We start from the raw sequence: 23,008 nt of genomic DNA, 5'->3' as shown, positions 1-23,008 counted from the left end.
TTACCACTCCCCCCGGTAATCGTGATTTTCCGAAACCATCGCGACAAGCGTGGTCGGCCCGCCGAGCGGTTCGACCGTATGCCGCCCCGGCTCCTGCGTGCCGGCCTTGGGCGTTTCGCCCCGCGCCAGCGCATCGAGCACCGCGCCCAGCCGCTCGGCCGTCAGGTCCTCGTAGTTGTCGTCATTGATCTGGACCATCGGCGCCGAGGCGCAGTTGCCCATGCATTCAACCTCGGTGAAGGTCCACAAGCCGTCGTCCGATACCCCGCCGGCGGGCATCCCGCGCCTGGCGCAGGCGGCGATCAGGTCGTCGGAACCGCGCAGCATACATGGCGTGGTGCCGCAGACCTGCACGTGGAAGCGGCCGACCGGCACGAGGTTGTACATGGTGTAGAAGGTGGCAACCTCGACCACGCGGATGATCGGCATGGCAAGCAGGTGCGCGACATATTCCATCACCGGGATCGGCAGCCAGCCTTGCGTCTGCGTCTCGGCGCCGACCTGGCGCTGGGCGAGATCGAGCAGCCCCATCACCGCCGACCGCTGGCGGCCTTCGGGATAGCGCGCGATGATTTCCCTGGCCTTGGCCTGGTTGGCCTCGGTGAAGGTCCAGGCGCCCCAGCGGGCGCGCAGGTCCGGGCTGTCCGGCTCGAGATGGCGATCAGCCATTCTGGCGCCCCCTGCGCTTGAACCACAGGTCCTGCCCGTAGAGCACCCCCTCGAAGCCGCCAATGGCCGAGATCAGCATCGGCAGCGTGTCGCTCAGCTTCACGCCCATGAACAGGGCGACGAAATACCCGGCGGCCAGCGCCAGCCCGGTCAGCGCGGCCCAGACGCGCATCAGGTCGAAAGTGGTCTTCACCGGATGAACTCCACGCGAGAGCACTTGCCCCCCTCGAAAGAATAGACTGCGATGACCTCGAACGGCTCGACCAGCGCCGACCCGTCGGTGGCCGGGCCACGCGTCACGTATTCGCGAAACAGCACGTAATCGCCGATCACCTGGCGCTCGCGGATTTCCGCCTTGTTCTGCGGCCAGCGGGCGAAGGCGGCGGCAAGGCCCGAACGCGTGCCTTCCTTGCCCTCGCGCAGCACGTCCCCGCGATAGTTCGCCTCGCAGGCCGCGTCGGTCATGAAAGAGACGTAGGTATCGACATCCTGCGCGTTGTAGGCGGCCAGCATGGCCTCTGCGGTTGCCAGATTGCTCAACGGTCACACTCCCCGAACACCACATCGATCGCGCCAAGAATGGCGGTCGCGTCGGGCAGCATATGGCCCTTGCTCATGAAATCCATCGCCTGCAGATGGCTGAAGGCGGTCGGCCGGATCTTGCAGCGGTAGGGCTTGTTGGAGCCGTCCGACACCAGATAGACGCCGAATTCGCCCTTGGGGCTTTCGGTGGCGACATAAACCTCGCCCTCGGGCACGTGGAAGCCTTCGGTGTAGAGCTTGAAGTGGTGGATGAGGGCTTCCATCGAGGCCTTCATCTCGCCGCGCTTGGGCGGGGACACCTTGCGGTCGCTGCTCGCCACCGGACCCACCGGCATTTCGGCCAGGCACTGCTTCATGATCCGGGCGGACTGGCGCACTTCTTCCACGCGGACCATGAACCGGTCATAGCAATCGGAATTGGTGCCCACCGGAATGTCGAACTCCATCCGGCCGTAGACATCGTAGGGCTGCGATTTCCGCAGGTCCCAGGGAATGCCGGCTGCGCGGATCATCGGGCCGGAGAAGCCCCAGGCCAGCGCGTCATCACGGCTGACCTTGGCGATATCGACATTGCGCTGCTTGAAGATGCGGTTATCGACCACCAGGCTCATCGCATCCTCGAACAGCGGGAACAGGCGCTCGTCGATCCAGTTGCCGAGATCGACCAGCAGCTTTTCCGGCACGTCCTGGTGGACGCCGCCCGGGCGGTACCAGGCGGAGTGCATTCGCGCGCCCGAGGCCCGCTCGAAGAAGTTGAGGCAATCCTCGCGGATCTCGAACAGCCACAGGTTCGGGGTCATCGCGCCCACGTCCATCACGTGGGAGCCGAGGTTGAGCATATGGTTGCAGATGCGGGTCAGCTCGGCGAACAGCACCCGCAGGTACTGGCCGCGCAACGGAACCTCCAGGTTCAGCAGCTTCTCGATGGCCAGCACGTAGCTGTATTCCATCGCGAGCGGCGAACAGTAGTCCAACCGATCGAAATAGGGCAGCGCCTGAAGGTAGGTCTTGTGCTCGATCAGCTTCTCGGTGCCGCGATGGAGCAGGCCGACGTGCGGATCGATCCGCTCGATGATCTCGCCATCAAGCTCCATCACCATCCGCAGCACGCCGTGGGCAGCCGGATGCTGAGGCCCGAAGTTGATCGTGTAGTTGGTGATGACCTCGTCGCCGGTGGTGGGCGACTCTTCGATCGAGAAGCTCACGCCCCGTCTCCGTCAGTCTTCTTGGCACGGGCCCGCTTGGGCTTTTCAGCGGCATCTGCCGGCGCGGGTTCGGCCTTGGCCACCGGAGCAGGCGCCGGGGCCGGGGCCGGCGCGGGCGGCGCCGGCGGGGTGGCCGCCTTCTCGTCACCCGGCAGCACGAGTCCTTGTGCTTCCTGGCCGGCGCCTTCCCAGGGGCTCATGAAATCGAACGAACGCAGATCCTGAGCCAGCTGGACCGGCTCGTAGACCACGCGCTTGTCCTCTTCCGAGTAGCGCAGCTCGACATGGCCGGTCAGCGGGAAGTCCTTGCGGAACGGGTGCCCCTCGAAGCCATAGTCGGTGAGGATGCGGCGAAGGTCGGTGTTGCCGGCGAAGATCACGCCGTACATATCGAACACTTCGCGTTCCAGCCAGCCGGCCACCGGCCACAGCCCGGTCACGCTCGGCACCGGCGTATCTTCCGCCGCGCCGACCTTGACCATGATCCGGCTGTTCCTGGTGACCGAGAGCAGCATATAGACGACTTCGAAGCGCTCGGTGCGCGACGGATAGTCGGCCCCGGCGATCTCCATCAACTGCTGGTATTCGTGATCGTCGCGCAAGGTCCGCAGCGCATCGACGACAGCATCGCGGCGCACGGTGATCACCACCTCGCCGAAGGCGTCCTTCGCGGCCACCACCTTGTTGCCCAGCGCGGCGACGAGCGCATCGCACAGCCCTTCGGGCTTAACGAAACGCGGGGCGGAATGCAGGATTTCAGCCATGCTCAACGCTCCCCATCACCGTTCGAGCGTGCCGCTGCGGCGGATCTTGCGCTGCAATTGCATCACGCCATAGAGCAGCGCCTCGGCGGTCGGCGGGCAGCCGGGCACGTAGATATCAACCGGAACGATCCGGTCACACCCGCGCACCACCGAATAGGAATAGTGATAGTAGCCGCCGCCATTGGCGCACGAGCCCATCGAGATCACGTACTTGGGCTCCGACATCTGGTCGTAGACCTTGCGGAGCGCCGGGGCCATCTTGTTGCACAGCGTGCCGGCCACGATCATCACGTCCGACTGGCGCGGCGAGGCGCGCGGGGCAACGCCGAAGCGCTCCATGTCATAACGCGGCATATTCACATGGATCATCTCGACCGCGCAGCAGGCAAGGCCGAAAGTCATCCACCACAGCGAGCCGGTGCGCGCCCACTGGAACAGGTCCTCGGTGCTGGTGACGAGGAAGCCCTTGTCCGAGACTTCGCTGTTCAGGCTGTCGAAAAACGCCTGATCCGGGGCAACGAGGGCGCCGCCCGGGGCGGGAGAAAGGGGAGACGTGGCCATGCTATTCATTCCCAATCCAGCGCGCCCTTCTTCCACGCGTAGGCGAAGCCGATCACCAGTTCCGCGAGGAAGACCATCATCGTCAGCCAGCCGGCCCAGCCGGTTTCCTTCAGGCTCACCGCCCAGGGAAACAGGAACGCGGCTTCCAGGTCGAAGACGATGAACAGGATCGCCACGAGATAGAAGCGCACGTCGAACTGGCTGCGCGGATCCTCGAAGGCCGGGAAACCGCACTCGTATTCCGAATTCTTGTCGGCATTGGGGTTATGCGTGCCGGTCAACCGGGCAACGCCCATCGGCAGGAACACGCAGATCGCCGAGATCGCCAGCGCAACGGCCAGGAAGATCAGGATCGGCAGATACTGGACCAGATAGGAGGAATGGTCGACCAAGTGGGCTGACTCGCCTTGCGGAACTACCGGGGCGCCCTAGTCCCGCCCCGCGCCATGTGCAAGTGGGCCAGGCCGCTCAATCCGCCAAAATGCCCAGCCGTTCCCCCCGCGATCGCACCGGTGTGGAACCGATTGCCCTGTTGCCGGGGCGCGCTCAGGGGTTGCCGGAACCCCACAGGGCGCCTTCGGTGACAAACCCGGCGCGACCCGCCACCTCGAACTTGCACCAGCCATTGGCGCAGGCGCCAAGCTTGCCGGTCACCCCGGGTTCCAGGCGCCACAGCAGCCGGGCCGCGGGGTCGGCGGATTCACGCATCTCGACCAGCCCGCCCCCGTCCCTGGGGGCGACCACGATGGCCCCGCGCTCGGGCTTGAGAAAGCGCGCCAGCATCCAGCCGCGCGCGCCGTCCGGATCCTGGACCAGCCGCCAGCCCTCCATCTTGCGAAGGACCTTCATCGGGAGGTCTTCACGGTGATAGCGGAACGAGGTGCGATAATCCTCGCCTGGCCCCACGTGCATATTCACCTGCCTGGCGCGAAGCGAGGCCCAGTAGGGCACCGTGTCATTGTCGGCGGCGTGGGCCGGAACGCAGGCCAGCGCCGCCGCGAGCATGAGCGCCGCGGTGGTCACGGCGCGCCGGAAAGGGCTGCAAGAAGTCATGCCGTTCCATAACCACGCCCGGCCGGCCGCATCAACCGCCATGCGCTGCCGGGATCGTTCCATTTCCACACTGTAACGTTCGGCAGCTTGCGCGAGTTCGGGGCAATGGCCTAAGCGCGTGCCCAATCGCGACCGGGAACCCGGCGCCAGGAGGGACTTCGATGACCAAGACATCTGCGCGCCTCACGGCGCTTGCCGGGCTGTCGGCGCTTGCCGCACTGCCCGTTGCCGCCCACGCCCAGGCCGCGACCGAGGCTCTCGCCGACGTGGCCGACAGCGGCGACACCGCCTGGATTCTCGTCTCCTCGGCCCTGGTCATGCTGATGGCCGCGCCCGGGCTGACCCTGTTCTACGGCGGCCTGCTGCGGGCCAAGAACTTCCTCTCGGTCATGGTCCAGTGCGGCGCGATCGTCGCCGTGGCCTCGCTCCTGTGGATCGTGGTCGGCTATACCCTTGCCTTCGGGCCGGTGACCAACGGCTGGATCGGCGGGGGCAGCCTTGCCATGTTCAACAACCTGGGCAACGTGCGCCAGGGCTATGCGGTGCCGGAAAGCGCCTATGCCCTGTTCCAGATGTGTTTTGCCGCAATCACCCCTGCGCTGATGGCCGGCGCCTGGGTGGATCGCGCGCGGTTCGGCTGGGTCGTCACCTTCTCGGCGCTGTGGGGCCTGGTGGTCTATGCCCCGGTCGCGCACTGGGTCTGGGGCGGCGGCTGGCTGGCGACCAAGCTGGGCACGCTCGATTTCGCCGGCGGCATCGTCGTCCATACCACGGCCGGCGTGTCCGCGCTGGTCGTGGCCGCCCTGCTGGGCAAGCGCATGGGCTTCCCGAAAACCCTGATGCTCCCGCACAGCCCGGCGCTGACCATGGCTGGCGCGGCCCTGCTGTGGATGGGCTGGTTCGGCTTCAACGGCGGCTCGGCCCTTGCCGCCAACGACGACGCGGCCTCCGCGATCATCAACACCCACGTGGCCGCCTGCGCCGCCGCCCTTGCATGGCTGGCGATCGAACGGATCGCAGTGGGCAAGCCCACCTCGGTCGGTTTTGCCACCGGCGCGGTCGCGGGTCTGGCCACGGTCACCCCGGCGGCCGGCTTCATCTCGCCGGGCGCAGCGATCCTGTTCGGAATTGCCGCCGCGGCGATCTGCTATCCGATGATCCAGCTGATCAAGTTCCGCCTCAAGATCGACGATTCGCTCGACGTCTTCGCGGTCCACGGCGTGGGCGGCATCACCGGCTCGATCCTGCTCGCCCTGTTCCTTTCGCCCGCGGTAGGCGGCACCGGCTATGCCCAGCACATGGGCCTTGCCAGCCAGCTCGTCGCCCAGCTCGTGGGCGTGGGCGTGGTCGCGGTGTTCTCGGCCGTCGCCACCGCGGCGCTGGCGCTCGGCGTCAACCTGGCGATCCCGATGCGCGTCTCGGAAGACGAGGAACGCGAAGGCCTCGACCTCACCAGCCACGGCGAACGCGCCTGGGAGATGGATTGAGTGATCCGGCGGAGGCTGCTTGTGCGGCCTCCGCTCCCGAATTGAACCAAAAAAGCCGCCAGGGATCACTCCCGGCGGCTTTTTTTGTATTGCCTGAAGTTAACCTCAATCCCCGGTGAGGATGCGATCGACCAGTTGCTTAACGGTTGGCGTGAAGTTGTTGGAATAAAACGGATCCTGCTTGAACCGGTAGGCCGCGTGGCCGGCGAACATCAGGTTCCGGTCGATGTCGCCACCGTGGGCGATGTCCTGCAGGGTCTTCTGGATGCAGAAGCTGCGCGGATCGGCCAGGCGCCCGGTGGTATAGTCGTCATGGTCCTTCCACGACGAGAACCCGCAGTGCGAAAGACAGCCCATGCAGTCCTTCTGGTCCTGCTGGATTTCGTCGCGCTCTTCCGGCGAGACGAAGATGATCGTGTCGTCCGGCGTCCGCAGGCCGTGGGTGAAGCCGGCGCCATACCAGGCGCGGGCGCGATCGAGGTCGGCCGGGGCCACCCAGAAGTTCTTGCCCTTCACGCCGACATCGAGCTGCACCGTGTGCTCGCCCGCGGAAACCCGGGAATAGGGAATCTGCCGCTCGGACCGTGCTTCAAGGCTACGCAGGAACGGATTGCGAACCGCCGAGCTGTAGAACCCGGTGGGCGAGAAGCGGTGCAGCAACACGTCACCCGGGTCGAGCGTCCGCAGGTGGTCCTTCCAGCCCTGCGGGATCGGGCTTTCCTGGGTCAGCAGCGGGCGGGTGCCGAACTGGAAGGCGATCGAACCCAGTTCGGGATTGTCGATCCAGTCGTTCCACTCGCGCAGGAACCAGACCCCGCCGGCCATGACGATCGGCACGTTGTCGGGCACGCCCTCGGCGCGCATGGTATCGCGCAGGGCCTTGACCCGGGGATAGGGATCTTCCGGCTGGCGCGGATCCTCGGCATTGGACAGGCCATTGTGCCCGCCGGCCAGCCACGGGTCTTCATAGACCACCGCGGCCATCAGATGGGCCACCTTGTGATAGGCCCGCTTCCACAGCGCGCGGAAGGCGCGGCCGGAGCTGACGATCGGCAGGTAGTGGACATTGAAGCGCTGGGCGATTTCCGAGAGCTTGTAGGGCATCCCGGCCCCGCAGGTCACGCCGGTGACCAGGCCCCGGGCCTGCTCCAGCACGCCTTCGAGAACCTGCTGCGCGCCGCCCATTTCCCACAGCACGTTGATGTTGATCGCGCCCTTTCCGGACGCGATCTCATGAGCGCGGCGCACCTGCTCCACCGCGCCGTCGATGGCATAGGTGATCAGCTGTTCGTGGCGTTCGCGCCGGGTAAGCTGGTCATAGACCTGGGGCACGATCTTGCCCTCGGCGTCATAGCTGTCGGCGTTGACCGCGCTGACCGTGCCGATCCCGCCGGCCGCCGCCCAGGCGCCCGAGCTCAAGTGGTTGGTCGCCGCGACGCCCTTGCCACCTTCGACCAGCGGCCACACTTCGCGGCCGCCATAAAGGATCGGTTTGAGTCCCTTGAAAGTCATTCGAGTCCTACTTTCCGCCGGAGCCGTCCGCCACGATCATGACGGCCCCGCCCCTGCCGCGAGCGCCCCTGCCGCATTCGCAGCCAACCGGCAAGGCCTGATGGCGGAGGGTGCCGGACGCGGTCCCACCGCCTCGAACCGGGCGTAGTACCCTGACAGCCCCGGATTACGCGCAAACGCGGCAAGGCGAAAGCCCAGTGCGGCGAACTCGCAGAACAGCAGGTCGGGCGGTGTCCCATGGCTCGCGGTCGGCCGGTCGGCATCGACCACCACCACCGAACCGCCCGGCTTCAGCGCCGGCCGCATATGCCACAGAAAGGCATAGGGTTCAGCCACTTCGTGATACATATGAACCATGAAGATGCGATCGAACGAGGCTTCCGGCAAGCGCGGATCATCGGGCGTACCGAGCCTGATCGAGACATTGTCGAGCCGCTCCTTCTCGATCCGCCGGCCCAGCCGCTCGATCGCGCCGGGATCGATATCCACGGCCAGGACGCGGCCCTTGTCGCCCACCTTGTCGGCCAGGCGGACCGTGTAGTAGCCCTCGCCCGCGCCGATATCGGCAACGGTCATCCCCGGGGAAATATGCGACCATTCCATTACCAGCCGGGCCTCGCCCAGGTGGTCGCGCTCGTCCTCGGTCGAGAATTCGTTGGACACGATGCGCGCAACCGGCCGGTCCGCGCGGGGAAAGCCGCGGGCGCTGGCCGAGCGCCCCGCGTCGGGATCGGCAGCGGGCCTGCAACCGCCCTGCAACGCCACTGCAAGCGCCAGCACCGCCACTACAAGACGGCGCCGTCCGCGCATCAGTCGACGTCCTCCACGGCGACCTTCTCGCCGGTCACCCGCTGGGCCAGGGCGGCGGCCATGAACGGATCGACCGCGCCATCGAGCACGTCGGACGGAGTCGGGCTGGTCACCCCGGTTCGCAGGTCCTTGACCATCTGGTAGGGCTGCAGGACATAGGAGCGGATCTGGTGGCCCCAGCCGATGTCGCTCTTGGAGGCGTGCTCGGCGCTGGCGGCTTCCTCGCGGCGCTGCATCTCGGCCTCGTAGAGCCGGGCCTTGAGCATATTCATCGCGATTTCACGGTTCTTGTGCTGCGAACGGTCGACCTGGCTGGCGACGATGATGCCCGATGGCACGTGGGTGATGCGGACCGCCGAATCGGTGGTGTTGACGTGCTGGCCGCCCGCGCCGGAAGCGCGGTAGGTATCGATCTTGAGGTCGGCCGGGTTGACATCGACCGAGAAATTGTCGTCGATCACCGGGTAGACCCAGACCGAGCTGAAGCTGGTGTGGCGGCGGGCGGACGAATCGTAGGGGCTGATCCGGACCAGGCGGTGCACCCCGCTCTCGGTCTTGGCATAGCCATAGGCGTTTTCGCCCTTGATCAGGATCGTGGCGCTCTTGATGCCGGCCTGCTCGCCGGCCTGGTATTCGATCACGTCGACCTTGAAGCCGCGCTTTTCCGCCCAGCGAGTATACATCCGCAGCAGCATCTCGGCCCAGTCCTGGCTCTCGGTGCCGCCGGCACCGGCGTGGACTTCGAGATAGGTGTCGAGCCCGTCGGCCTCGCCGGCGAGCAGGGCCTGGACCTTGTCGGCATCGGCGCGTTCGGCCAGGGCGGCAAGCGTGGCATGGCCTTCATCGACCGTGGCGCTGTCGCCCTCCATCTCGCCCAGCTCGATGAATTCGACCGCGTCGGCCATTTCGGAAGAGATCGACTTGACCGTGCCGATAGCGGCATCGAGCCGGCGCCGCTCCTTCATCACGGCTTCGGCTTCCTTGGGATTGTCCCAGAGCTTCGGGTCTTCGACCCGCGCGTTCAGCTCGTCGAGCCGGCGCAACGCGCGGTCCCAGTCAAGGAACTTGCGGACGAGCGCCAATGCAGCCTCGATCCGGTCGATATGGGCCTGCCCTTCGGCACGCATGGTTGGTCTACTCCGTGAATTCGAACGGCCCGATTAGCGGAGCGGCGTGGTTTGTAAAGGCAACCGGCGCGCGAAACCGAGCTACTTGCCCTTCAGCCCGCGCACCGCTTCCAGGGTCAGGCGGACGTGGTCGCGGTAGTCGAGATCGGAGTGAACCAGGACGATCCGGCCGTTGCGGGCGATGACATAGGAGGTCCGGTCGGTCAGCCCGACCGGCAGCCCCGCGCGGACCAGCGCCACGTCATAGGCCTTGATCACCGCCGGCGTGGCCGTGGCGACGGCGAACTTGCCGCGGCAAGCCTCGGTCGAGAACTTCTGCAAGGTCGGCAGGTCATCGGCCGACATCCCGATGATCGTGGCCCCGGCCTTGCGGAAATCGTCCGAGGCTTCGGAGAAGGCATGGGCTTCAAGGGTGCAGCCTTGCGTGAAGGCCTTGGGATAGAAGTAGAGGACGACCGGCCCCTTCCTGAGCGCCTGCTTCAGCGCGAAGGCGAAGGGCTTGCCATCGAGCGCGCCCTGGGTGGCGAAATCGGGCGCCGTGGCGCCGACCGGAAGGGCGGCGTGAAGCGGCCCCGCAATCGACAGGGAGGAGACAAGCGCAACCAGCGCGGCGAGCGGGATGAGGCGGCGAACCATGAGCGCAGGATGACCCCGTTCGGGGCCGAGGTAAAGCCATCGCTATCGGCCCGCGTCAGCCAGGCTGCGCGACGCTAACCAAATCTTTGCCCCGACGCCCTAGGATTGGGACCGCTTGCAATTGCTTGAGGCCCGCCGTTTGCCCAGCTCACCGTCTGATCCGGTTCCGGCCCGCCTGGCCGTGCTCGACGGCCTGCGCGGGGTCGCGGCGATTTGCGTGATCGGCTACCACGAGGCCGGGCTGCATGGCGGCGTGGGCCTGCTCGGCACCAGCTACCTGGCCGTGGATTTCTTCTTCCTGCTGAGCGGCTTCGTCCTCACCCGCGCCTTCGAGGCCCGCTTCGCCACGGGCATGACCACCGCGAAGTTCATGCTGCTGCGCGCGCGGCGGCTCTATCCGCTGATGGCGCTGGCCGCAGTGATCGGCGCCATCGAAGTGCTGCTGCGCGCCCCTTCCGCCAACCTGCCCACGGCCCTGGTCCGGCACCTGCTGTTCCTCCCCGTGATGGAGCCGGGCCGACAGCTGTTCGAGCTCAACGGCGCGCAGTGGTCGCTCCTGCTCGAACTGATCGCCAACCTCGCCCACGTGGCGCTGCTCTGGCGGATGTCGACCCGGCTGGTCGGGCTGGCGAGCGCCGCCTGTGCGATCCTCCTGCTGGGGTTCGGCCTGCATTACGGCACCCTCAACCTGGGCTGGACCGGATCGGGCGCCTGGCTTGGCCTGGCGCGGGTGGGCTGCTCCTATGGCCTGGGCATCGTCCTTGCCCGGGTCCTGCCCAGCCGGATCGCGCCAACGGGCATGACCTGGCGCCTGCCATTTGCGCTGCTCCCCGCCGCGATCCTCGCCAGTGCCCTGGTGCCCGGCGAGCGCGGCGCGGTCGTGGCGCAGTGGCTTACCGTGGTCCTCGCCTTTCCCGCCATCTTCCTGGTCGCGCTGGGCGCCGAGGCCGGAGCGCGGGCCAATGCCTTCCTGTCATGGATCGGAACGCTGTCGTTCCCGCTCTACGCCATCCACCTGCCGCTGCTGATGCTGCTGGGCCAGGCCGCCGCGGGGCAGCCGGCATCGGCCTGGCTGCGGGCAGGCTCGCTCCTGGCGGTGCTGGCCGGCGCGATGCTCTTGAGCCGGACGCTGTCCGCCCCTCGCCGGCCGGCCGGCAGCCAGGCCGATCGCCCCGTCGATCACCCTGGCGCCGTTCCGGCGGTCAGGCTGGCTCCGGCCCCGGTCGGGGTTCGGGCCGAACCCTGAGCCAGCCCCGGCCCCTGCGGGCCAAGGCACGGCTGCCTTCGCCAGCGATACGGGGGCAGCGGACGATCGCGGCTAGTAGACCGCGCCCTGCTGGTCGACGAATTCGGCGCCTTCCTGTTCCTGCGGCTCGGCCGGGGCGCCGCCGCTGGCCTTGGCTGCACGAAGCTTGCGGATCGCGGCGAGGATCGCGTCGCGCTGGGCGGCGAGCTGGTCGAGGCGGGTGGCCCGGTCAGGCTCGGTATCGGCCTTGAAGGCTTCCCAGATGATCTGCGACTTGGGATCGTCGGTCGGTTCGCCCTCGAACACGCGCTTGCCGGTGGTGCGATCGACCTTGACCAGGCGGACATCGGACGGGGCGGCGAAGGGCGTGTGGTCCCACCGCGCCCGCGTGGCCAAGATGAAGTCCTTCATGATCGGCGCGGCAAAGGTGCCGCCCTGGGCATAGCCGCCCAGCGAGCGCGGCTGATCAAAGCCGATGTAGACCCCGCCGATCAGGTTGGTCGACCCGCCGACGAACCACACGTTGGTCGGGCCGGAGGTGGTGCCGGTCTTGCCGAACAGCGGCAGGCCCAGATCGCGCAGGCGCGTGGCGGTGCCGCGCTGGACCACGCCTTCGAGCATATGGACCACCTGGTAGGCGGTGCGCGCATCCAGCACCTGGCGCCCGCGCAGGGCGAGGCGCGGCATCGGCTTGCCGTCATAGTCGGCCATGTTGCAGCCGGTGCACTGCCGATTGTCGCCCCGCCAGATCACCTTGCCCTGGCGATCCTGGACATAGTCGATCATCGACTGGGCATATTGCACGCCGTGGTTGGCGAGCGCCGAATAGGCATTGACCATCTGGGCCACGGTGGTGTCGCCCGCCCCCAGGGCATAGCTCAGGTAAGGCTCGTACTTGCCGATGCCGACGCGGCTGATGGTCCGCACCACCCGGTCCATGCCCGTATCGTTGGCGATGTGCACGGTCATCAGGTTGCGCGACTGTTCAAGCCCCCAGCGCATGGTGTGAATGCCGCCCGAGCCCTTCATGTCGAAGTTGCGGAAGCACTTCTGGCCCAGCCCCGCGCCCTGGTAGACGCAGAAGGTCTGGTCGGGGACCATGGTGGCCGGGGTCATCCCGTAGTCGAGCGCGGTGGCATAGACGAAGGGCTTGATGGTCGATCCCGGCTGGCGCAGGGCTTGCGTCGCCCGGTTGAACGAGCCCAGCCCGGCGTCGAACCCGCCGGCCATGGCCAGCACCCGGCCCGAATGCGGGCTTTCCACCACCATGCCGCCCGACACTTCGGGCACGAGCCGCACGGCCCAGGCGCTTCCTTCGGGCGCCGCCGCGATCACGTCGCCGCGCTGAAGCCCGTCGGGCAGGCTGGTCAGCGGGAAAGTGCCGCCATCGGGAAAGCCGATGGTCGCATTCTGCCCATCGCGCGCGGTGACCACCCCGATCCGCCAGTCCTGATAATGGATCGAGAGGTTGCTGGCGATGAGCTGGGTCTGCCAGTCATCCTCGCCCAGCTTGAAATGGGCGACCGGGCCGCGCCAGCCCTTGCCGGCATTGTAGCGCAGCAGGCCGCCGCGCAGGGCATCGAGCGCCGCCTTCTGCAACTGCGGATCGAGCGAGGTGCGGACCCACAGGCCGCCGGCATAGACGCTGTTCGGCCCATCCTCGGCCTTTTCGCCATACTTGTCGATCAGGCGGCGGCGCACTTCCTCGACGAAATAGCCGACCGAGGGATCGTAGCTTTCCACCCGGCGCGGGATCAGGCCGAGCGGCTGGGCCTTGGCCTCGCGCACCTGCTCGGCCGAGGCCCAGCCGTTCTTGCCCATCTGGTCGAGCACCCAGTTGCGCCGCTCGATCGCGCGGTTGGCGAATTTGGCGCGGCTGTAGGTTTCAGGAGCCTTGGGCAGGATCGCCAGGAAGGCGGCCTGGTGCAGCGCCAGCTGGTCGACGTCCTTGCCGAAATAGGCCTGGGCCGCGGCCTGGACGCCGAAGCTCTGCCGGCCGAGCGGGATCTCGTTGAGATACAGTTCGAGGATCTGCTGCTTGTTGAGCACGCCCTCGATCCGCCGCGCCAGGATCATTTCCTTGAGCTTGCGGGTGACCGAATATTCGTTGCCGATCAGGATGTTCTTGGCAACCTGCTGGGTAATGGTGGAGCCGCCGCGCGCCCGCGCGCCCGAGCCCAGCTTCATCCCGTAGTCCGCCACCGCGCCAACGAAACCGATATAGTCGATCCCGCCGTGGCTCCAGAAGGTCTTGTCCTCGGCCGAGAGGAAGGCGTTGATCACCGGCTTGGGGAAATCGACGAAGCGCAGTTGCACGCGCCGCTCGCGCGCATAGGAATAGACGACTTCGCCATTCACGCCGCGAACCATGGTGGGCAAGGGCGGCTGGTAGGTCAGCAGGCTGTCGGCGCTGGGCAGGTTGCGGCCGATGGTGGCCCAGACGAGCAGGTAGGCGGCCATGACCGCGCCGAGCAGCAGGCTGGCGATTCGGAAGCGGCGGTCATCGCGCCACAGCTGCGAAATGCGGGTGCGGGCCGCTTGCCACGTGCCCGCCGCCTGGCGGCGGAGGTGGAGGTGCTGGTCCTGCGGGGGAAGCTCGTCGGCCATGTCGGGCAAGCCTATAGTGTCAGACCCGGCGCACGGCTAGTCGCCAGTACCGGTGGGATCGGGCGTGGCCGATGGTGCGGGAGGCTCCGCCGGCAGGGCGACGGGCGGCGGGGCCAGGCGGCGCGCGAAGTGGACGCGGATGGCGCGGGCGGTGACCTCGGCGAAGGCCTCGCGCCCTTCGGGCGAGGCGAGCCGCGCGGCATCGCCGGGATTCGACAGGTAGCCGGCCTCGAACAGGACCGAGGGGACGTCGGCCGATTTGAGCACGATGAAGGCGGCCGACTGGATCGACCGCTCCCGAAAATCGATCTTCCCCGCCCCCTCGCGCAGGACCAGCCGGGCGAATTCCTCCGCCCGGGCCGCGCTCTCGCGCTGGGACAGGTCGACCAGGATCGCGCTGACAGCGTCGCTCTGCCCGGACAGCGCGACGCCGTTGACCGTGTCGGCGCGGTTTTCCGAGGCCGCGATCCGCACCGCCTCCTCGTTCGAACCACGATTCGACAGGGTATAGAGCGTGGCCCCCCAGGCCTCGGGGTTGGTCGCGCTGTCGGCGTGGATCGAGATGAACAGGTCGGCCTTGAGCTCGCGGGCAATGGCCGCGCGCTCGGGCAGGAGCAGGAAGCGGTCGGCATCGCGGGTCAGCGCCACGCGCACCCCGCCATCGGCCAGCAATCGCGCCCGCAGCGCCTCGGCCAGGGCCAGAGTCACCGCCTTTTCCTGGAGCGCGCCGGCCCCGGCGCCGGGATCGTGGCCGCCGTGGCCGGCATCGATCACCACCAGCGGGCGGCTGGCATCGAGCGGCCCCTCGACGGGAGGGAGGCCAAGCTGCCCCCCGGCGGGCAAGGGAATGCGTAGCACATAGTCGCGCCCCGCGCCCGGCGCGGCGAAGTAGCGGTCGGCCACCATCAGGGGGGCGACCACCAGCGCGAGGCCGCACAGGGCGACCAGCAGCAGCAGCAGGCGATGAGCAACAAGACGCATGAGCCGATCACGGTTAGGGCCAGAGCGCTCTCGCCGCAATCGCCTGGATGGACGGAACCACGCGCGCAAGTGCCTTGCCGGGCCGGAAGGTCGATGCTAGGCAAGCGGACCGGGGCAGATCCGCCGCGGCCCTCCCCACAGGCCTTTTCGCCAGACAAATGGCTGAATAGGCGTGGGAATTGAGGATCGCAGCCCTTCCCCGACCGTTCGGACCAGTGTCGTCCGGCGGATCATGAACGAGTTGATGCCGCTATGAGAAGCCCTGTCCAGTTCCGGAGTTCGACGCCCCAGAGGGCGACGATGCCGGTGGCGGACGGGTCCCTTGCAATCGCGCGCTTGCTATCGCCGCGCCTTCTCCTTTCGGCAGACACGCCTATCCCGAACCACCGTTTCGCCGCCCGCGCACCCGCGCGCCGCGGCGCTTACCCGAACAAACGCGCCAGCCTGCTGCTTGCGGCACCGCCCCCGATCGATCGGGGGCCAGCCCATGCGGCAAGGCGCGCCTGGAGACTATTTGATGACCACGCGCATGCTTATCGATGCGCGCCACCCGGAAGAAACCCGGGTGGCGGTGCTGAAGGGCAACCGGATTGAGGAATTCGACTTTGAATCTGCTGAACACAAGCAGATCAAGGGCAATATCTATCTCGCCAAGGTAACCCGGGTCGAACCGTCGCTTCAGGCGGCGTTCGTCGATTTCGGCGGCAACCGGCACGGGTTCCTCGCCTTCAGCGAAATCCATCCCGACTATTACCAGATCCCCAAGGAAGACCGTGAGCGCCTGCTCGCGGAAGAAGCCGCCCATGCCGAGGAGGAGGCCGCGCTGCGCGCCGTCGCCGAGGGCGAGGAAGACTTCGTGGGCGACGACGAGCTGGGCGAGAGTCTGGCCGACGATTTCGCCGGGACCGACCACGATCACCACGATGGCGACGACTTCGGCGGCATCACCGAGATCGACACCTCCGAGAAGGACGAGGTTGCCACGATCGAGGGCGGCCATGTCGAGAACGGCTTCGACCATGAAGGCGATGAGGCCGAGGACGGCGAAGACGGCCGCGATGAGCAGCCGCGCCAGCGTGGCCGTCGCCGCCAGGGCGGCAGCGGCCGGGGCCGCGCCCACGCCAAGGAAGCCGACGAGCTGCGCGCCAAGCGCATGGCGCTGCGCCGCCGCTACAAGATCCAGGACGTGATCCACAGGCGCCAGGTCCTGCTGGTCCAGGTGGTCAAGGAAGAGCGCGGCAACAAGGGCGCCGCCCTCACCACCTACCTCAGCCTGGCCGGCCGCTACTGCGTGCTGATGCCCAATTCGAGCCATGGCGGCGGGATCAGCCGCAAGATCAGCTCGGCCGCCGACCGCAAGCGGCTGAAGTCGATCATCTCGGAGATGGACCTGCCCAAGTCGATGGGCTGCATCGTCCGCACCGCCGGCCTGTCGCGCACCAAGACCGAGATCAAGCGTGACTTCGACTATCTCGCCCGCCTGTGGGACGAGATCCGCGAGAACACGCTGAAATCCGCCGCGCCGGCGATGATCCATTCGGATTCCGACCTCATCAAGCGCGCCATCCGCGACATCTACAACCGCGACATCGAGGAAGTGGTGGTCGAGGGCGAAGGCGGTTATCGCGCCGCGCGCGACTTCATGAAGCTCCTGATGCCGAGCCATGCCCGGCGGGTGAAGGCCTATGCCGATCCGGTGCCGTTGTTCCAGCGCTACGGCGCCGAGGACCAGCTCACCGCGATGTATGATCCGGTGGTCCAGCTCAAGAGCGGCGGCTACCTGGTGATCAACCCCACCGAGGCGCTGGTCTCGATCGACATCAACTCGGGCCGCTCCACCAAGGAGCACGGCATCGAGGCGACCGCGCTCAACACCAACCTGGAAGCCGCGCGCGAGATCGCCCGCCAGCTGCGCCTGCGCGACATGGCCGGCCTGGTCGTGATCGACTTCATCGACATGGAATATGGCTCGAACGTCCGCAAGGTCGAGAAGGCCATGAAGGACGCCCTGAAGGACGATCGCGCCCGCATCCAGGTCGGCCGCATCTCGGGCTTCGGCCTGATGGAAATGAGCCGCCAGCGGCTGCGGACCGGCGTGCTCGAAGCCACGACGCGCGGCTGCCCGCACTGCGACGGCACGGGCCTGGTCCGCACCGCCTCCAGCGCCGGCCTTTCCGCCCTGCGCCTGATCGAGGACGAGGCCGCCAAGGGCCGCGGCACGGTGATCACGCTCTATGCCTCGACCGAGGCCTCGATTTACCTGCTCAACGCCAAGCGCGCCGACCTCCACGAGATCGAGCATCGCTATGGGGTGAAGGTGGAAGTGATCCCCGAGGGCGAGAACGAGGGCGCCAAGATGCGCGTCGGCTCATCCGGCCCGCGCCCGACCACGATGCCCAGGTTCGAGCCGATCGTGGAGCCCGAAGACGATTTCCTCGACGAGGAAGAGTTCGAGGGCGAAGAGGAGGAAGCCGAGGCCGAGGCCCGTCCCGAAAGCCGTGGCGGCCGTGGCGAGCGTCGCGCGCGCGATGAGGACGAGGATGGCGAAGGCGGGCGCCGCAAGCGCCGCAAGCGCCGGCGCGGCGGTCGCAACCGCAACCGCGGCGAGGATGGCGAAAGCGAAGGCGAAGCTGACGGCGAGGCCGAAGGCGAAACCGAGCGCGATGGTGAAGGCGAAGGCGACATCGGGGAAACCGAAGGCGCCGAAACCCGCCGCGAAGCCGATGACGAGGATGGCGAGGACGGCCCGCGCAAGCGCCGCCGCCGCAGCCGTCGCCGGCGCGGTGGCCGCAACCGCGGCGAGGATGGCGAGCAGCAGGCCGAAGGCGAAGCGGGCGATGACGCCGGCGAAGCCGAAGCCGCCGCGCAGCCGGACGAGGCTCCGGCCGAAGCGCCCGTCGTTGCCGAAGCTGAAGCCGAACCGGCCGAGGAAGCCCCCAAGAAGCGGGTCCGCCGCCGCAAGGCCGCCGAACCGGTGACCGTGGAAGCGCCAGCCGCCGAAGCACCTGTTGCCGAAGCTGCCGTCGAAGCCCCGGCCGAGGCTGCCGCCGAGGAAGCGCCGGCCAAGCCCAAGCGCACCCGCAAGAAGGTCACGCCGGCAGCCGAGGCCGCACCGGCCGAAGCCCTTGCCCCCGAAGCGGCCGTTGAAGCCGCCGCCGAGGAAGCGCCGGCCAAGCCCAAGCGCACCCGCAAGAAGGCTGCCGCCGCCGCCGAGGCCGAAACCCCGGCGGTCAGCGTCGCGGCCGCTCCGGAACCGGCCAGCGAACCTGCCGCCGACACCGCGGCCAGCGCCGGGGCGGACGATGCTGACGGCGCATCGCCCCGCCGGGGCTGGTGGCAGCGCACCTTCGGCGCCTGACCTTCCGGCCAGGATCATGACAGCGGCGCGGAGGAGCAATCCTCCGCGCCGTTTTCATGTCCTGCCCTGCCCCGCACGCCCCAACCAACACGCGCCAGCCCGGACGCGCCCGCGCCCACGCGCGCGTCCGCCCCAATCACCGGGCCGGTCGACGGAAAAATTTACACGTTAGCCGGTGCTGGAAACCATTTCTAAACCCTGGATTGGCGATTGTCCGCCAGCGGGTCGCGCCGCAGCCAGGGGGCTGGCATGACGTTTCTGCGCGCCTTGGTCGGCGATCGCACGGCCAATGCAACCGTCTTTGTCGCCATGATGTCGCTTCTCCTGATCGGCGCGGCGGGTGCCGCGTCGGACACGATCCAGTGGACCCTACTCAAGCGCAAGCTTCAGCGCCAGGCGGATTCGGCCGCGCTTTCGGGCGCCATGGCCAGGATGTCGGGCGGCAGCGTCACCGCGGCCGCCAATGCCGAGATCGCCCGCTACACCGCGATCACCCTGCAAGGCAGCCCGACGATCGAGAATGCCCCGTCCACCGGAGCATATGCCGGCAATGCCATGGCGGTGCGGGTCAAGGTCACGGCCAACGCCTCGCTGCCCTTCTCCCAGATCTTCCTCGGTTCGGCCGCCACGATGACCGCCGAATCCACCGCCATGGCCGTGGGCAATGGCGACTATTGCGTTCTCGCCCTGGAAACGATCGACGCCACCGGGATCAAGGTGAGCGGCAATGCCACGGCCACGCTGGGCTGCGGCATGGCCACCAACGCCCAAGGAACCAAGGCGATCGAGGTCACCGGCTCCAGCACCGTCACGGCCACCTCGCTCATGGCGGTGGGCAACATTTCGGTGAACGGCAATGGCTCGATCGGCTCCACCGCGCTGCTGCCCTATGCGCTGGTCCAGTCCGATCCCTTCGCCAGCCTGCCCACGCCGGCCGTTCCGACAGGCTGCACCACGCGGCTGCGGGTCAATCCCAACGAGACGCTGGCCGTGGCCAACCCCACCGGCACCGCCTGTTATGCCGAGATGGACCTGAAGGGCACGGTCACTTTCGCGCCGGGCATCTACATCCTCAACGGCGGCGACCTCAAGCTCAACGCCACGGCCGATGTGAGCGGAACCGGGGTGGTCTTCATCCTCACCAGCGACCAGATCGTCAGCAACCCGAGTTCCGTTGCCAACCTGTCGATCAACGGCGGGGCCAGGTTCAATGTCTCCGCACCCACCAGCGGAGCCTATGCCGGGATCTTCCTCTACCAGGATCGGCGCGCCGCCGACGATTCGGGCACCAACGACGTTTCGGGCAATTCCACCTCGTTCATGCAGGGCACGATCTACTTCCCAGCCCAGCGCATCAAGTTCACCGGCAATTCGGGCATGAACACCAATTGCCTGCAGATCGTGGCACGGCGGGTGGAATTCACCGGATCGAACACGGTGACCAACACCTGCCCGGCCAATTCGGGCGCGGGATCATTCAGCGGCTACCAGGTGCGGCTGGTCAACTGAGCGCGCCCCGGAGCGCGGCCGGGCGGCCAGGGGTCAACATTCTCAGCATCGACGGCTCATGCCCTTGCCCTCGCTGGTCGAATTGCTAGAGGGGACCCAATTCCATTTCTGACGGACCGGGCACATGGCAACCTTCACGCTCCCCAAGAACAGCAAGATCTCGGCCAAGGGCCGTGTTCACAAGACCGAAGGCGCCACCAACACCAAGACCTTCACCGTCTACCGTTACGATCCCGACAGCGGCGAGAATCCGCGCTACGACAAGTTCGAGATCGATCTCGACCAGTGCGGGCCGATGGTTCTCGATGCGATCATCAAGATCAAGAACGAGATCGATCCCACCCTCACCTTCCGCCGTTCCTGCCGCGAGGGCATTTGCGGTTCGTGCGCGATGAACATGAACGGGCGCAATGGCCTGGCCTGCACCACCGCGATCGAGGACCTGAAGGGCGATGTCCGCATCACCCCGCTGCCGCACATGGAAGTGATCAAGGACCTGGTCCCCGATTTCACCAATTTCTACGCGCAGTACGCCTCGATCCGCCCCTGGCTGCAGACCGTGAGCACCACGCCCTCGGGCAAGGAGCGCCTGCAATCGCCCGAACAGCGCGAGAAGCTGGATGGCCTGTATGAGTGCATCCTGTGCGCCTGCTGCTCCACCTCGTGCCCGAGCTACTGGTGGAATTCCGACAAGTTCCTTGGCCCGGCGATCCTGCTCCAGGCCTATCGCTGGCTGGCCGACAGCCGCGACGAGATGACCGGCGAGCGGCTGGACGAGCTGGAGGATCCCTTCCGGCTCTATCGCTGCCACACGATCATGAACTGCGCCAACGTCTGCCCCAAGGGGCTTTCGCCGGCGCGCGCGATCGCGGAAATCAAGAAGATGCAGGCCGAGCGCCACCTCTGACGAACGGTCCGCCGTGAGCGGCCTTCAATGAGCAGGCTTGTCGCCCGTTACCAGGAGCTCGTGGCCGCGGGCGAACTGCGGCCTGATCCCGAACAGGCCGCCGCCGCCGCGCGGCTGGCCGCCTTGCAGGACGAACTGGAGGCGCCGCCCGCCTCGTCCGGGCTGATCGGCCGGCTGATCGGACGCAAGGCCGCCGCGCCGCGTCCGCGCGGGATCTATATGTGGGGCGGGGTCGGCCGGGGCAAGTCCATGCTGATGGACCTGTTCCACGATACCCTGGCCATCCCGGAAAAGCGCCGGGTCCACTTCCACGCCTTCATGCTCGAAGTCCACGCGGCCCTGCGCGAAGAGCGCAGGAAGGAAAGCGGCGATCCGATCCCGCCGGTTGCCGCCGCGCTTTCGCGCGGCCTGCGCGTGCTCGCCTTCGACGAGATGGTGGTCAACAACAGCGCCGATGCCATGATCATGAGCCGGCTGTTCACCGCGATGATCCTCAACGAGGGCGTCACCGTGGTCACCACATCAAACCGCGCGCCCGGCCAGCTCTACAAGGACGGCCTCAACCGCGAGCATTTCCTGCCCTTCATCGCCCTGATCGAGCGCGAGCTCGACGTGCTGACGCTGAACGGCCCGACCGACTACCGGCTCGATCGCCTGACCGGGATCGACACCTGGTATTGCCCGCTGGGCGATGAGGCGACGGCGAAGGCGCGCGAGGCCTTCTTCCGCCTGACCGACTATCCGCCCGAGGACAGCGCCCACGTGCCCGGCGGCGAGCTGGAGCTGGGCGGCGGGCGCAAGCTGTTCGTGCCGAAAAGCTTCAAGGGCGTGGCCGTCTTCAGCTTCCGGCGGTTGTGCGAGGAAGCGCGCGGGGCGAGCGACTATCTGGCCCTGGCCCAGACCTATCACACGGTGATCATCATGGGCATTCCGCGCCTTGGCCCCGACCGGCGCAACGAAACCGCCCGCTTCAAGACCCTGGTCGATGCGCTCTACGAGAACAAGGTCAAGCTGATCGCGGCGGCCCAGACCCGTCCGGAAGACCTCTACGATCCCGGCCCCGGCGGCGACGAGGATGGCCGGTTCGAGTTCGATCGCACGGTCAGCCGCCTGATGGAAATGCAGAGCCGCGACTACCTCGCGCTGGGCCACGGCGAGGATTGACGCCCGCGCTCCGGCCCGGCGGTTTCGCCGGAACGGTTCGTCTGATCGCAAAAACCGAACGGTCCGCGCCGGAATGGCGGCGCATTTGCTTGAAAGTAACCCTTTGCCTGCCCAGTGTGAGGCCCGGGACACTATTCGGGATCGCATTCGTCATGGAATTCAGCAGGCGCCGGCTGCTCGGCGCGTTCGCCGTCGGTGGCGCCAGCTTGGCCCTGCCGCGTTCGATGGGGCCGCAGGCCGCCTTCGCGCAGGACTATGGCGGCCTTTCGCGCACCATTCCGGGCTTCGGCTCCGAAGGCCTGCCGCGCCCGCTCGACCTGGCCGAAACCGCCGCCGGGCAAAACCGCTTCGCCTCGGTGCTCCTGCCCCAGGCCCAGGCCGCGCTCGATCGCCATGGCCATGCGATTGCCAACCGCGATCTCATCGGCCTGGTTGATTTCTCCGCGCCGTCGAAGGCCGCGCGGTTCTACCTGGTCGATATGCCGGGCGGGCAGGTCGTTTCCACCCACCTCGTCGCCCATGGCCGCGGCTCCGATCCGGCCAATTCCGGCTGGGTCGAACACCTCTCCAACCGCCCCGGCTCCAATGCCTCGTGCGAGGGCGCCTTCCTCACCGGGCAGACCTATTATGGCCAGCATGGCCGCTCGCGCCGCCTCGCCGGGCTTGATCCCGACAATGACCAGGCCGAGGCGCGCGGCATCGTGATCCACGCGGCGGACTATGTCTCGCCGGCCATGGCCGCCAACCAGGGCCGCGTCGGCCGCAGCCAAGGCTGCTTCGCGGTCTCGCGCGCCGAGATTGGCGACGTGCTGGAACTGCTCGGGCCAGGTCATCTGCTCTACGCGGTGAAATAGCGCTCCCGCCCGGTG

At 67.4% G+C, this 23,008-nt stretch carries 21 protein-coding genes; 7 read left to right on the top strand and 14 right to left on the bottom strand.

Features of this window, described 5'->3' with window-relative positions; translation table 11 throughout:
- The 8 genes from nuoE to ACFOD9_RS08275 form a co-directional block, all read right to left on the bottom strand.
- Nucleotides 1-669 (bottom strand): NADH-quinone oxidoreductase subunit NuoE, encoded by a 669-nt coding sequence (nuoE, locus tag ACFOD9_RS08310; RefSeq protein ID WP_379509620.1) that lies wholly within the window; start codon nt 667-669, stop codon nt 1-3.
- Nucleotides 662-862, bottom strand: a complete 201-nt coding sequence (locus tag ACFOD9_RS08305) for a hypothetical protein (RefSeq protein ID WP_379509619.1) — start codon at nt 860-862, stop codon at nt 662-664. Before ACFOD9_RS08305 ends, nuoE begins: the two co-directional genes overlap by 8 nt.
- Nucleotides 859-1,209: a nuclear transport factor 2 family protein gene (locus tag ACFOD9_RS08300; RefSeq protein WP_379509618.1), complete on the bottom strand. Its 351-nt coding sequence runs from the start codon at nt 1,207-1,209 to the stop codon at nt 859-861. Before ACFOD9_RS08300 ends, ACFOD9_RS08305 begins: the two co-directional genes overlap by 4 nt.
- Nucleotides 1,206-2,417, bottom strand: a complete 1,212-nt coding sequence (locus ACFOD9_RS08295; protein ID WP_379509617.1) for an NADH-quinone oxidoreductase subunit D — start codon at nt 2,415-2,417, stop codon at nt 1,206-1,208. Before ACFOD9_RS08295 ends, ACFOD9_RS08300 begins: the two co-directional genes overlap by 4 nt.
- The gene (locus ACFOD9_RS08290) at nt 2,414-3,181 is read right to left on the bottom strand and encodes an NADH-quinone oxidoreductase subunit C (protein WP_379509616.1); all 768 of its coding nucleotides are present in this window, start codon (nt 3,179-3,181) and stop codon (nt 2,414-2,416) included. The genes ACFOD9_RS08295 and ACFOD9_RS08290 overlap by 4 nt, the downstream gene beginning before the upstream one ends.
- A 15-nt stretch (nt 3,182-3,196) precedes the next feature.
- A complete protein-coding gene (locus tag ACFOD9_RS08285) occupies nt 3,197-3,751 on the bottom strand; it encodes a NuoB/complex I 20 kDa subunit family protein (protein WP_449290022.1) in 555 nt (184 codons plus the stop codon).
- A complete protein-coding gene (locus tag ACFOD9_RS08280; RefSeq protein WP_379509614.1) occupies nt 3,748-4,134 on the bottom strand; it encodes an NADH-quinone oxidoreductase subunit A in 387 nt (128 codons plus the stop codon). The genes ACFOD9_RS08285 and ACFOD9_RS08280 overlap by 4 nt, the downstream gene beginning before the upstream one ends.
- 154 nt (nt 4,135-4,288) lie before the next feature.
- Entirely contained in the window at nt 4,289-4,795 is a 507-nt protein-coding gene (locus ACFOD9_RS08275) for an SH3 domain-containing protein (protein ID WP_379509613.1), read from the bottom strand.
- A gap of 161 nt (nt 4,796-4,956) precedes the next feature.
- Between ACFOD9_RS08275 and ACFOD9_RS08270 the strand changes: the two genes are divergently transcribed.
- Nucleotides 4,957-6,282: an ammonium transporter gene (locus tag ACFOD9_RS08270; RefSeq protein ID WP_379509612.1), complete on the top strand. Its 1,326-nt coding sequence runs from the start codon at nt 4,957-4,959 to the stop codon at nt 6,280-6,282.
- 105 nt (nt 6,283-6,387) lie between these two features.
- Here the strand turns inward: ACFOD9_RS08270 and ACFOD9_RS08265 are convergent, their stop codons facing one another.
- From ACFOD9_RS08265 to ACFOD9_RS08250, 4 genes are all read right to left on the bottom strand, one after another.
- Nucleotides 6,388-7,794 carry an NAD(P)H-dependent flavin oxidoreductase gene (locus tag ACFOD9_RS08265; protein ID WP_379509611.1) on the bottom strand — a complete coding sequence of 469 codons (1,407 nt, stop codon included), beginning with the start codon at nt 7,792-7,794 and terminating at the stop codon, nt 6,388-6,390.
- A 36-nt stretch (nt 7,795-7,830) separates the two neighbouring features.
- A complete protein-coding gene (locus tag ACFOD9_RS08260) occupies nt 7,831-8,604 on the bottom strand; it encodes a class I SAM-dependent methyltransferase (RefSeq protein WP_379509610.1) in 774 nt (257 codons plus the stop codon).
- Complete coding sequence (gene prfB / locus ACFOD9_RS08255) at nt 8,604-9,731, bottom strand: peptide chain release factor 2 (protein WP_379509609.1); 1,128 nt, start codon at nt 9,729-9,731, stop codon at nt 8,604-8,606. The genes ACFOD9_RS08260 and prfB overlap by 1 nt, the downstream gene beginning before the upstream one ends.
- Before the next feature lie 81 nt (nt 9,732-9,812).
- Entirely contained in the window at nt 9,813-10,367 is a 555-nt protein-coding gene (locus ACFOD9_RS08250) for a peroxiredoxin (protein ID WP_379509608.1), read from the bottom strand.
- Between the two features lie 121 nt (nt 10,368-10,488).
- Here ACFOD9_RS08250 and ACFOD9_RS08245 point away from each other — a divergent pair, with 121 nt between their 5' ends.
- Nucleotides 10,489-11,613, top strand: a complete 1,125-nt coding sequence (locus tag ACFOD9_RS08245) for an acyltransferase family protein (RefSeq protein ID WP_379509607.1) — start codon at nt 10,489-10,491, stop codon at nt 11,611-11,613.
- A 72-nt stretch (nt 11,614-11,685) separates the two neighbouring features.
- Here ACFOD9_RS08245 and ACFOD9_RS08240 read toward each other — a convergent pair whose 3' ends face one another.
- Complete coding sequence (locus ACFOD9_RS08240; RefSeq protein ID WP_379509606.1) at nt 11,686-14,220, bottom strand: penicillin-binding protein 1A; 2,535 nt, start codon at nt 14,218-14,220, stop codon at nt 11,686-11,688.
- Between the two features lie 36 nt (nt 14,221-14,256).
- On the bottom strand, nt 14,257-15,201 hold the full coding sequence (locus ACFOD9_RS08235) for an N-acetylmuramoyl-L-alanine amidase family protein (RefSeq protein WP_379509605.1): 945 nt from the start codon (nt 15,199-15,201) through the stop codon (nt 14,257-14,259).
- A gap of 517 nt (nt 15,202-15,718) precedes the next feature.
- Here ACFOD9_RS08235 and ACFOD9_RS08230 point away from each other — a divergent pair.
- The 5 genes from ACFOD9_RS08230 (at nt 15,719) to ACFOD9_RS08210 (ending at nt 22,993) form a co-directional block, all read left to right on the top strand.
- Nucleotides 15,719-18,559: an Rne/Rng family ribonuclease gene (locus ACFOD9_RS08230; RefSeq protein WP_379509604.1), complete on the top strand. Its 2,841-nt coding sequence runs from the start codon at nt 15,719-15,721 to the stop codon at nt 18,557-18,559.
- Nucleotides 18,560-18,808: 249 nt separating this feature from the next.
- On the top strand, nt 18,809-20,068 hold the full coding sequence (locus tag ACFOD9_RS08225) for a pilus assembly protein TadG-related protein (RefSeq protein ID WP_379509603.1): 1,260 nt from the start codon (nt 18,809-18,811) through the stop codon (nt 20,066-20,068).
- Nucleotides 20,069-20,192: 124 nt separating this feature from the next.
- Nucleotides 20,193-20,975 carry a succinate dehydrogenase iron-sulfur subunit gene (locus ACFOD9_RS08220; RefSeq protein ID WP_379509602.1) on the top strand — a complete coding sequence of 261 codons (783 nt, stop codon included), beginning with the start codon at nt 20,193-20,195 and terminating at the stop codon, nt 20,973-20,975.
- Nucleotides 20,976-21,002: 27 nt separating this feature from the next.
- A complete protein-coding gene (gene zapE, locus ACFOD9_RS08215) occupies nt 21,003-22,139 on the top strand; it encodes a cell division protein ZapE (protein WP_379509601.1) in 1,137 nt (378 codons plus the stop codon).
- A gap of 152 nt (nt 22,140-22,291) precedes the next feature.
- Entirely contained in the window at nt 22,292-22,993 is a 702-nt protein-coding gene (locus ACFOD9_RS08210; protein ID WP_379509600.1) for a murein L,D-transpeptidase catalytic domain family protein, read from the top strand.
- Nucleotides 22,994-23,008: the final 15 nt, after the last annotated feature.

The sequence above is a fragment of the Novosphingobium bradum genome (genome assembly GCF_042646485.1).
In the GTDB taxonomy this organism is placed as follows: domain Bacteria; phylum Pseudomonadota; class Alphaproteobacteria; order Sphingomonadales; family Sphingomonadaceae; genus Novosphingobium; species Novosphingobium bradum.
Note: the sequence above shows the minus strand (reverse complement) of the source record. Positions and strands in the feature narration are given on the sequence as shown.

Bases quoted from the DNA above. Each gene is read 5' to 3' on its own strand.
- nuoE (WP_379509620.1), bottom strand. From the start codon at position 669: ATGGCTGATCGCCATCTCGAGCCGGACAGCCCGGACCTGCGCGCCCGC.
- ACFOD9_RS08290 (WP_379509616.1), bottom strand. From the start codon at position 3,181: ATGGCTGAAATCCTGCATTCCGCCCCGCGTTTCGTTAAGCCCGAAGGG.
- ACFOD9_RS08285 (WP_449290022.1), bottom strand. From the start codon at position 3,751: ATGAATAGCATGGCCACGTCTCCCCTTTCTCCCGCCCCGGGCGGCGCC.
- ACFOD9_RS08275 (WP_379509613.1), bottom strand. From the start codon at position 4,795: ATGACTTCTTGCAGCCCTTTCCGGCGCGCCGTGACCACCGCGGCGCTC.
- ACFOD9_RS08270 (WP_379509612.1), top strand. From the start codon at position 4,957: ATGACCAAGACATCTGCGCGCCTCACGGCGCTTGCCGGGCTGTCGGCG.
- ACFOD9_RS08265 (WP_379509611.1), bottom strand. From the start codon at position 7,794: ATGACTTTCAAGGGACTCAAACCGATCCTTTATGGCGGCCGCGAAGTG.
- ACFOD9_RS08260 (WP_379509610.1), bottom strand. From the start codon at position 8,604: ATGCGCGGACGGCGCCGTCTTGTAGTGGCGGTGCTGGCGCTTGCAGTG.
- prfB (WP_379509609.1), bottom strand. From the start codon at position 9,731: ATGCGTGCCGAAGGGCAGGCCCATATCGACCGGATCGAGGCTGCATTG.
- ACFOD9_RS08250 (WP_379509608.1), bottom strand. From the start codon at position 10,367: ATGGTTCGCCGCCTCATCCCGCTCGCCGCGCTGGTTGCGCTTGTCTCC.
- ACFOD9_RS08240 (WP_379509606.1), bottom strand. From the start codon at position 14,220: ATGGCCGACGAGCTTCCCCCGCAGGACCAGCACCTCCACCTCCGCCGC.
- ACFOD9_RS08235 (WP_379509605.1), bottom strand. From the start codon at position 15,201: ATGCGTCTTGTTGCTCATCGCCTGCTGCTGCTGCTGGTCGCCCTGTGC.
- ACFOD9_RS08230 (WP_379509604.1), top strand. From the start codon at position 15,719: ATGACCACGCGCATGCTTATCGATGCGCGCCACCCGGAAGAAACCCGG.
- ACFOD9_RS08225 (WP_379509603.1), top strand. From the start codon at position 18,809: ATGACGTTTCTGCGCGCCTTGGTCGGCGATCGCACGGCCAATGCAACC.
- ACFOD9_RS08220 (WP_379509602.1), top strand. From the start codon at position 20,193: ATGGCAACCTTCACGCTCCCCAAGAACAGCAAGATCTCGGCCAAGGGC.
- zapE (WP_379509601.1), top strand. From the start codon at position 21,003: ATGAGCAGGCTTGTCGCCCGTTACCAGGAGCTCGTGGCCGCGGGCGAA.
- ACFOD9_RS08210 (WP_379509600.1), top strand. From the start codon at position 22,292: ATGGAATTCAGCAGGCGCCGGCTGCTCGGCGCGTTCGCCGTCGGTGGC.